Below are 8,385 nucleotides of genomic sequence, written 5' to 3'. Positions count from 1 at the left end.
GTTGATAGGCCAGATGTGGAAGCCCGGTAACGGGTGGAGCTGACTGGTACTAATAGGCCGAGGGCTTGTCCTCAGTTGCTCGCGTCCACTGTGTTGTTCCCGGGTTGCGAACAGTCGCACCGGTTGAACAGCTTCACTACTTAATTAAAAAGTGTGCTTGTTCGCTAGAACCCGATAGGGTTTCGGTGGTCATTGCGTTAGGGAAACGCCCGGTTACATTCCGAACCCGGAAGCTAAGCCTTTCAGCGCCGATGGTACTGCAGGGGGGACCCTGTGGGAGAGTAGGACGCCGCCGAACAATCTTTCAAGGACCCTTGGTCCCAGCGTTCACGCTGGGACCAAGGGTCCTTTTGTTTTGTCGAAGCGCGTCGGGAGTCCGGCTGCGCGAGAATGGCTCGTAGTACCAGACGACAGGAGTTACGCCGATGCCCACCAACTCTCCCGACGATCGTTCGGAACGCGAGCCGCGTCGCCGGGACGGTGGTGACCGCGGCGGCTTCGGCGGTCGCCGTGACGATCGTTCCGGCGGCGGTTTCCGCCGGGACGACAACCGTGGTGGGTATCGCCGTGATGACAGCCGGGGTGGTTCCGGTGGTGGGTTCCGTCGGGATGACCGTGATCGGGATCGTGGTCCGCGTCGGGACGACGAGCGCGGTGGGTACCGTGGGCCGCGGCGTGAGGACGACCGCGGCGGGCGCCCCGCTGGCGGTTTCCGCCGGGACGACCGCGACCGTGGCCCGCGTCGGGACGACGACACCCGCGGTGGCGGTTACCGGCGTGAGGACGACCGTGGCGGGCGTCCCGGTGGGTACCGTCGGGATGACCGTGATCGGGATCGTGGTCCGCGTCGGGACGACGAGCGCGGTGGGTACCGTGGGCCGCGGCGTGAGGACGACCGCGGCGGGCGCCCCGCTGGCGGTTTCCGTCGGGATGACCGCGACCGCGACCGTGGCCCGCGTCGCGACGACGACACCCGCGGTGGCGGATACCGGCGTGACGACAGCAGGGGTGGTTCCGGCGGCGGTTTCCGGCGGGACGATCGGGATCGTGGTCCGCGTCGGGACGACGAGCGCGGTGGGTACCGTGGGCCGCGGCGTGAGGACGACCGCGGCGGGCGCCCCGCTGGCGGTTTCCGTCGGGATGACCGCGACCGGGATCGTGGCCCGCGTCGGGACGACGACACCCGTGGTGGCGGTTACCGGCGTGACGACAGCCGGGGTGGTTCCGGCGGCGGGTTCCGTCGGGATGACCGTGATCGGGATCGTGGTCCGCGCCGGGACGACGAGCGCGGTGGGTACCGTGGGCCGCGGCGTGAGGACGACCGCGGCGGGCGCCCCGCTGGCGGTTTCCGTCGGGATGACCGCGACCGGGATCGTGGCCCGCGTCGGGACGACGACACCCGCGGTGGCGGATACCGGCGTGACGACAGCCGGGGTGGTTCCGGCGGCGGGTTCCGTCGGGACGACAGCCGTGGCGGAGGTTACCGCGGGCGGCGGGACGATCATGGTGGCCGGGGTGGCTACCGCGGGCGCGACGACCGCGGCGGGTACGAGCGGCGTGACGACCGGGACCGGGAGCCCGTGAAGCGGCTTCCGATCCCTGAAGACGTGACCGGCGACGAGATCGACAAGGATGTGCGGCAGGAGCTGATGAGCCTGCCGAAGACCCTGGCCGAGGACGTTGCCAGGAACCTCGTCATGGTGGCCCGACTGATCGACGAGGACCCCGAGCAGGCATACGCGTACGCGCGGATCGCCTTGCGACTGGCCTCACGGGTCGCTGCGGTACGTGAGGCGGCCGGGTTTGCCGCGTACGCGACGCAGAAGTACTCGGAGGCACTGGCGGAGTTCCGGGCGGCCAAGCGGATGACCGGTTCCGTGGAGCTGTGGCCCGTCATGGCCGACTGCGAGCGCGGACTCGGACGGCCCGAGCGGGCGTTGGCCATGGCCGGCGAGTCCGAGGTGCAGAAGCTGGACAAGGCCGGCCAGGTCGAGATGCGGCTGGTTGCCGCGGGTGCCCGGAGGGACATGGGGCAGCTCGATGCCGCCATCGTCACGCTGCAGAGCTCCGAACTCGCCTCGAACGCCGTTCACTCGTGGACCCCGCGACTTCGCTACGCATATGCGGACGCACTGCTGGCCGCGGGGCGCGAGGACGAGGCGCGTGAGTGGTTCGGGAAGGCGCTGGAGGCCGACAAGGACGGTGCCACCGACGCGTCGGATCGGCTCGCCGAGATGGACGGTGTCGAGTTCGTCGACGCCCTTGAGGAGGACGAGGACGTCGACGACGCCACGTCGGCCGCCCCCGCGGACGAGGAGAAGAGCGACAACGGCGACGACCACAAGGACGAGGAAGGTCCGGCCGCGTCGTAGGACATGAGAAAGGGCGGCACTCCGGAAGGGGTGCCGCCCTTTCTCGTACGCGGGTTGTCAGTCGAGGGTGAGGCTTCGCAGGACCAGGCCGGTGGCCGGCTTGGGGCCGAAGGACGTCGACTTGCGCGGCATGGTGACGCCCTGCCGGGCGAGGTCCCGGACGGCCTCCTCGTGTACCGGATGCATCAGGACCGCCGTGGCGTTGTGGAGTTCGGCTTGTTCGACGGTGGCTGCGGCGTCGTGGATGTAGGCGATGTGCTCGGGGGCGTCGGGGATCTGCCAGACATGGTCGAGCAGAGCCGCGTGCAGGACCGTCGCGTCGAGGGTCTGCCAGGCGGCCGGTCGATCGGCCGGAATCGTACGGGCCAGCAGGTCGGCATCGGGGCGGTCGACGACGTGGAAGCCGCCGTCGCCCGCGAGCAGGAATGCGTTGCCCTCGGCAGCCGCCTCGGCGAGTTCGTCCAGCGCGCGGGGGAGCGGGCCGTCGATGTCACGGACGCGGAAGACGCCGTCGAGGGCGTCGAGAGCGTCGGCGACGGGGAGGCGGTGCAACAGCCGGTGGATGGCGCGCACCCGGAGCGGGTAGCGGGCCGTATCGACGAGGAGTACCAGGCCGAAGTCCCAGGGGCCAGGAGTGGTGTGCTCCTGCTGGAGGCGAAGGTACGTGGCCCAGCGGTGGTGGCCGTCGGCGATCAGGGCCTGATGATGGGCGAGATCGGTCTCGATCTCGGCCCGGTCGGCCGGGTCGGTGACCGCCCAGAGCCGGTGGCGGTAGCCGTCCTCGGTGGTGGTGGCCAGCAGCGGGGTCTGCGTGATGGTCCGGTCGATGACCGCGGTCGCGCCCACGCCGTCGCCGTTGTCGCGGTAGGTGAGCAGCAGGGGTTCGAGGTGGGCGGCCGTGGCACGCATCAGGGCGGCCCGGTCCTCGACGACATGGGCCATCACCTCCTCGTGCGGCAGCACGATGCCGTCGGCGGGCGCGGAGAGCGCCAGCGCCCCGACGACACCGCGTTGCAGGATCTCGTCGTTGCGCTGCTCGTAGACGTAGAGGACGGGCTCGGGATCGGGCGCGAGAACCCCGTCGGCCAGCCAGCGCTTCAGGGTCTCGGCGGCCTGCGCGTGGCGGGCCGCGGGAGTGTCGGCCTGCGGCAGGATCAGCCGGACGATGTTGTGCGGATCCGCCGACTCCAGGTGGTGCAGCCCGTCGGGGCGCACGACGACGTCGTACGGCGGTGACGTCACCGCCGCGAGACTGCCGACCCGCTCGGGGACGTAGCGCAGCCCGCGGAACGGGACCAGACGCAACCCCTGACCGGCTGGACCTGATGTGTTCATTTCTGCATCGTATGTGCGCGGCCGGGATGCGCGATGATCGGGACATACGTACGCATCGAGGAGCGCAAAGAATGAGTCAGGCGAGCAGGACCCGGCCGAGCGGCAGCACCACCCCGCTGAACGAGGCGTACGACACGGCGCTGCTCGATCTCGACGGGGTGGTGTACGCGGGCGGCCGTGCGATCGTTCACGCCGTCGACTCGTTGGGAGCCGCACGGGACGGCGGGATGCATCTGGCGTATGTGACCAACAACGCCCTGCGGACGCCCGCCGCGGTGGCCGCGCACCTGACCGAACTCGGTGTGCCGGCCGAACCGAGCGATGTGATCACTTCGGCACAGGCGGTGGCCCGGCTGATGGCCGAGCAGCTTCCGGCCGGAGCGCGGGTGCTGGTCGTGGGCGGCGAGGGACTGCGCGTCGCCCTGCGGGAGCGGGGTCTGGTGCCGGTGGAGTCGGCGGACGACGAGCCGGTCGCGGTGGCGCAGGGCTACGGCGGCCCCGACATGACCTGGGGGCGGTTCGCCGAGGCGGCGTACGCGATCGCGCGAGGGGTGCCGTGGTTCGCCTCCAACACGGACCTGACGATTCCCAGCGCCCGAGGGATCGCGCCGGGGAACGGCGCGGCGGTGGAGGTCGTACGCATCGCGACCGGGGCCGAGCCGCAGGTGGCCGGGAAGCCCCTGCCGCCGATGCACCGGGAGACCGTGCTGAGGACCGGGGCCGAGCGCCCGCTGGTGGTCGGGGACCGGCTCGACACGGACATCGAGGGTGCGTTCCACGGTGGTGTGGACTCGCTCCTGGTCCTCACCGGGGTGACGGATGCGGCGCGGCTGCTGGCTGCCCGGCCGGACCACCGGCCGACGTACGTGGATGCCGACCTGCGAGGGCTGCTGACCGGTCAGCCCGAGGTGACACGGGCGGGCGACGGCTACGGCTGTGGCGGCTGGACGGCGTCGGCGCGCGGTGAGGGCCTGGTGCTCGAAGGAGACGGGGACGTGCTCGACGGGCTGCGGGCGCTCTGCGGGGCGGCCTGGTCGTACGCCGGGGACGGCTCGTGCGGGCTGGAGTCCGGGAAAGCCGTGGCACGGCTGGGGCTGTGAAAGCGGGCTCCCGGCGATTCGAGCCACAGGGAGGGTAGGCTAACCTAATTTCGTTCTGCCTGGTGTGCCGTCGTCCGGACGACAGCACACCGGCGGGTCCGGTCCCGGCCCGCACGGCGAAGGACGGTCCTGCGCACCCGATCACCTCCGACTCCGGGAGTACCACGATGCAACGCCTCACCGCGGACTCGGTGACCCTCGGCTACGACCAGCGGGTCATCGCGGAGAATCTCTCGGTCGAGATCCCCGACAACTCGTTCACGGTGATCGTCGGCCCCAACGCCTGCGGCAAGTCGACGCTGTTGCGCGCGCTCTCGCGGATGCTGAAGCCCGACAGCGGCCGGGTGCTCCTGGACGGGGAGACGATCCACCGGATGCCGGCGAAGAAGGTCGCCAGGACGCTGGGGCTGCTGCCGCAGTCCTCCATAGCGCCGGACGGCATCACCGTCGCCGACCTCGTCGGGCGCGGCCGGTACCCGCACCAGGGGCTGCTGCGCCAGTGGTCGCCGGACGACGAACGCATCGTCGAGGAATCGATGGCGGCGACCGGGGTCGACGCGCTTGCCGATCGCTATGTCGACGAACTCTCCGGTGGGCAGCGGCAGCGCGTCTGGATCGCGATGGCCCTCGCCCAGCAGACCCCGCTGCTCCTGCTCGACGAGCCGACGACGTACCTCGACATCCAGCACCAGATCGATGTCCTGGACCTCTGCGCGGAACTGCACGAGGCACAGGGGCGCACGCTGGTGGCCGTCCTGCACGATCTGAACCACGCCGCGCGGTACGCCACACACCTCATCGCCATGCGGGAGGGTGAGGTGATCGCCGAAGGCGCGCCCGGTGACGTCGTCACCGCGGAGCTGGTGGAGCGGGTCTTCGGGCTGCGGTGCCAGGTCATCGACGATCCGGAGACCGGAACACCGCTGGTGGTGCCGGCCGCCCGGAAGCCGCGCGGCGGTGCGGCGGGCGTGCGGGACAAGGCGTCGGCCGGGGTGCCGGCGGGGGACTGACCGGACGGACCCCGCCCCGGTCGCGGTACGGGCCCGGGAAGCCAGGCCCTCACCGCGGCTACAGCAGCGACCTGAGCCGCAGGAGATCGCGGAAGCCTGCCTCCAGGCGGACCCGCCCCGCGCCCCATGCCCTGGCGAAGTTCAGCTCGCCCTTCACCATGGCCACCAGGTCGTCGCCGGTCATCGAGAGCCGGATCTCGGCCTTCTCCCTGGGCGGTCCGTCGATCGTGTCCAGGACGTGGATCCGACCGTGGGACAGCCGTCCGGTGAAGGTGACATCGAGGTCCTTGATGTGGCAGCTCAGCGAGCGGTCGAGGGCAGCCGCGCTGCGCACGTCGCCGTCGGCCCCCGCGAGGTTGTCGGAAAGTGTGTCGAGTGCGCTGCGGCACTCCGTCATGGTCGCCATCGTGAGCGACGGTACCCCAGTGCTTCGCGGTAGCGTTTCCTGCATGAGCGACTTGACGCCGGGGCCCGTGACGGCAGCCGCGACCACGCCCGGGGCGGCATCCGCGGACGTGGCGGCAGGCCCCTTGGCGGAGGAAGCGGTCCAGGCCGCACCACCCCCGCCCGACCCCGCCGAACCCGCGCCTCTCGGCGTCGTGCGCGTCCCCACCGGCAACGCAGAGGTCGACGCGCGGCTGGAGCGTCTCGCCGATGCGGACCACCTCCCGACGGACGGACACATCGAGGTGTACGAGGATGTACACGGTGGGCTGCGCGATGCGCTGACCGCGCTGGACGCCCGGCCCGCACCCGCACCGACGCCCTCGTACGACAACAGGAGCTGAACCGAACGTGGCAGGAGTGGCACGTCGTCGCCTCGACGCCGAGCTGGTACGCCGTAAACTCGCCCGCTCGCGCGAACATGCGAGCCAGCTGATCGCCGCAGGGAGGGTCACCGTCGGCGGCAACACCGCGACCAAACCCGCCACCCAGGTCGAGACCAGCGCGGCCGTCGTCGTCATCAAGGACGACAGCGACCCCGAGTACGTCTCGCGCGGCGGACACAAACTCGCCGGTGCCCTCGCCGCCTTCGTGCCCCTCGGGCTGGAGGTGGAGGGGCGGCGGGCGCTGGACGCCGGGGCGTCGACCGGTGGTTTCACCGACGTACTGCTGCGAGCCGGGGTCGGCCATGTCGTCGCCGTGGACGTCGGCTACGGGCAGCTCGCCTGGTCACTGCAGTCCGATGCACGCGTCACCGTCAAGGACCGAACGAACGTACGGGAGCTGACGCTGGAGGACATCGACGGACAGCCGGTGGATCTCGTCGTCGGCGATCTGTCGTTCATCCCGCTGGGGCTCGTCCTGCCCGCCCTGGCACGCTGTGCCGCCCCGGACGCGGACCTGGTCCTCATGGTCAAGCCGCAGTTCGAGGTCGGCAAGGAGCGGCTCGGCAGCGGCGGGGTGGTGCGCAGCCCCGAACTGCGGGCCGAGGCGGTGCGGGAGGTGGCGCGCCGGGCCTGGGCGCTGGGACTCGGAGTGCGGGGGGTGACCGCGAGCCCGTTGCCCGGACCCTCGGGAAACGTCGAGTACTTTCTGTGGCTGCGGGCCGGAGCACCTGAGCTGGATCCCGCAGATGTCGATCGCGCAGTGGCGGAGGGGCCCCGTTGACGACGAATGCGGCACGAACTGTCTTTCTTGTGGCACACACCGGCCGTCCGGCCGCGATCCGCAGCGCCGAACTGGTCGTCCAGGGACTGCTGCGCAGCGGCCTCGGCGTAAGGGTGCTGGCCGCCGAGGCGGCAGACCTCCCGCTGCCGCCGTCCGTCGAGACCGTCACGGACTCCACGCCCAGGGCCGTGGACGGCTGTGAGCTGCTGATCGTGCTCGGCGGCGACGGGACGCTGCTGCGCGGCGCCGAGCTCTCCCGCGCCTCCGGGGTGCCGATGCTCGGCGTCAACCTCGGCCGGGTCGGCTTCCTCGCCGAGGCCGAGCGGGACGATCTGGACAAGGTCGTCGACCGGGTCGTCACCCGCGCGTACGAGGTCGAGGAACGCATGACGCTCGATGTCGTCGTGCGCAGCAACGGGGCTGTCGTCCACACCGACTGGGCACTCAACGAGGCGGCCGTGCAGAAGGTGTCGCCCGAGCGGATGCTGGAGGTCGTCCTGGAGATCGACGGCCGGCCGGTGACCGGTTTCGGCTGTGACGGGATAGTCTGCGCGACCCCCACCGGATCGACCGCCTACGCCTTCTCGGCGGGCGGACCCGTCGTCTGGCCCGAGGTCGAGGCGCTGCTGATGGTGCCGATCAGCGCCCACGCGCTGTTCGCCAAGCCGCTGGTGACCTCGCCAGCCTCGGTGCTCGCCGTCGAGGTCCAGCAGCACACCCCGCACGGGGTGCTCTGGTGCGACGGGCGCAGGACCGTGGAGCTGCCCGCGGGAGCCCGGGTCGAGGTGCGCCGGGGCGCGGTGCCCGTACGGCTCGCACGGCTGCACCACGCCTCGTTCACGGACCGGCTCGTGGCCAAGTTCGCACTGCCCGTCTCGGGATGGCGGGGCGCGCCGAACTGACCGGCGGGCATCCGCGCCGGAGGCGGGGCGGAGCAACCGAAGGTGCACACGGGAG

The 8,385-nt window shown here is 71.2% G+C and carries 9 protein-coding genes and 2 rRNA genes; 9 read left to right on the top strand and 2 right to left on the bottom strand.

The window, feature by feature from the left end; all coding sequences use genetic code 11:
- The 4 genes from AB0L71_RS03885 to AB0L71_RS03870 all read left to right on the top strand — a co-directional run.
- Window positions 1-73: ribosomal RNA gene (locus AB0L71_RS03885) — 23S ribosomal RNA — on the top strand; the annotation flags it as partial.
- A 108-nt stretch (window positions 74-181) separates the two neighbouring features.
- Window positions 182-298 (top strand): 5S ribosomal RNA (rrf, locus tag AB0L71_RS03880).
- 185 nt (window positions 299-483) lie between these two features.
- Window positions 484-1,584 (top strand): hypothetical protein, encoded by a 1,101-nt coding sequence (locus AB0L71_RS03875; protein ID WP_365237442.1) that lies wholly within the window; start codon window positions 484-486, stop codon window positions 1,582-1,584.
- Window positions 1,585-1,649: 65 nt separating this feature from the next.
- Window positions 1,650-2,372 carry a hypothetical protein gene (locus AB0L71_RS03870; RefSeq protein ID WP_365237487.1) on the top strand — a complete coding sequence of 241 codons (723 nt, stop codon included), beginning with the start codon at window positions 1,650-1,652 and terminating at the stop codon, window positions 2,370-2,372.
- A gap of 57 nt (window positions 2,373-2,429) precedes the next feature.
- Here AB0L71_RS03870 and AB0L71_RS03865 read toward each other — a convergent pair whose 3' ends face one another.
- The gene (locus AB0L71_RS03865) at window positions 2,430-3,707 is read right to left on the bottom strand and encodes a DUF1015 domain-containing protein (protein ID WP_365237440.1); all 1,278 of its coding nucleotides are present in this window, start codon (window positions 3,705-3,707) and stop codon (window positions 2,430-2,432) included.
- Between the two features lie 71 nt (window positions 3,708-3,778).
- On the opposite strand from AB0L71_RS03865, the gene AB0L71_RS03860 reads away from it, so the two are divergent.
- Both AB0L71_RS03860 and AB0L71_RS03855 read left to right on the top strand, forming a co-directional pair.
- Window positions 3,779-4,807: an HAD hydrolase-like protein gene (locus AB0L71_RS03860; protein WP_365237439.1), complete on the top strand. Its 1,029-nt coding sequence runs from the start codon at window positions 3,779-3,781 to the stop codon at window positions 4,805-4,807.
- A 167-nt stretch (window positions 4,808-4,974) separates the two neighbouring features.
- Window positions 4,975-5,817 carry an ABC transporter ATP-binding protein gene (locus tag AB0L71_RS03855; protein ID WP_365237437.1) on the top strand — a complete coding sequence of 281 codons (843 nt, stop codon included), beginning with the start codon at window positions 4,975-4,977 and terminating at the stop codon, window positions 5,815-5,817.
- Between the two features lie 58 nt (window positions 5,818-5,875).
- On the opposite strand, the gene AB0L71_RS03850 is transcribed toward AB0L71_RS03855, so the two are convergent.
- Window positions 5,876-6,223 (bottom strand): SCP2 sterol-binding domain-containing protein, encoded by a 348-nt coding sequence (locus tag AB0L71_RS03850; RefSeq protein WP_365237435.1) that lies wholly within the window; start codon window positions 6,221-6,223, stop codon window positions 5,876-5,878.
- 43 nt (window positions 6,224-6,266) lie between these two features.
- Between AB0L71_RS03850 and AB0L71_RS03845 the strand changes: the two genes are divergently transcribed.
- The 3 genes from AB0L71_RS03845 to AB0L71_RS03835 are packed head-to-tail and all read left to right on the top strand — an operon-like array spanning window position 6,267 to window position 8,330.
- Window positions 6,267-6,605 carry a hypothetical protein gene (locus tag AB0L71_RS03845; RefSeq protein WP_365237433.1) on the top strand — a complete coding sequence of 113 codons (339 nt, stop codon included), beginning with the start codon at window positions 6,267-6,269 and terminating at the stop codon, window positions 6,603-6,605.
- 7 nt (window positions 6,606-6,612) lie between these two features.
- Window positions 6,613-7,428, top strand: coding sequence for a TlyA family RNA methyltransferase (locus AB0L71_RS03840; RefSeq protein WP_365237431.1), 816 nt, complete (start codon window positions 6,613-6,615; stop codon window positions 7,426-7,428).
- Complete coding sequence (locus tag AB0L71_RS03835; protein WP_365237429.1) at window positions 7,425-8,330, top strand: NAD kinase; 906 nt, start codon at window positions 7,425-7,427, stop codon at window positions 8,328-8,330. Before AB0L71_RS03840 ends, AB0L71_RS03835 begins: the two co-directional genes overlap by 4 nt.
- Window positions 8,331-8,385: the final 55 nt, after the last annotated feature.

The organism is Streptomyces sp. NPDC052052 (assembly GCF_040680455.1).
Lineage (GTDB): Bacteria > Actinomycetota > Actinomycetes > Streptomycetales > Streptomycetaceae > Streptomyces.
This window is presented reverse-complemented; position numbering and strand designations above follow the sequence as displayed.

What these genes read in the sequence shown, in the direction of transcription:
- AB0L71_RS03850 (WP_365237435.1), bottom strand. Translation starts at nt 6,223, where the DNA reads ATGGCGACCATGACGGAGTGCCGCAGCGCACTCGACACACTTTCCGAC.
- AB0L71_RS03870 (WP_365237487.1), top strand. Translation starts at nt 1,650, where the DNA reads ATGAGCCTGCCGAAGACCCTGGCCGAGGACGTTGCCAGGAACCTCGTC.
- AB0L71_RS03860 (WP_365237439.1), top strand. Translation starts at nt 3,779, where the DNA reads ATGAGTCAGGCGAGCAGGACCCGGCCGAGCGGCAGCACCACCCCGCTG.
- AB0L71_RS03855 (WP_365237437.1), top strand. Translation starts at nt 4,975, where the DNA reads ATGCAACGCCTCACCGCGGACTCGGTGACCCTCGGCTACGACCAGCGG.
- AB0L71_RS03845 (WP_365237433.1), top strand. Translation starts at nt 6,267, where the DNA reads ATGAGCGACTTGACGCCGGGGCCCGTGACGGCAGCCGCGACCACGCCC.
- AB0L71_RS03865 (WP_365237440.1), bottom strand. Translation starts at nt 3,707, where the DNA reads ATGAACACATCAGGTCCAGCCGGTCAGGGGTTGCGTCTGGTCCCGTTC.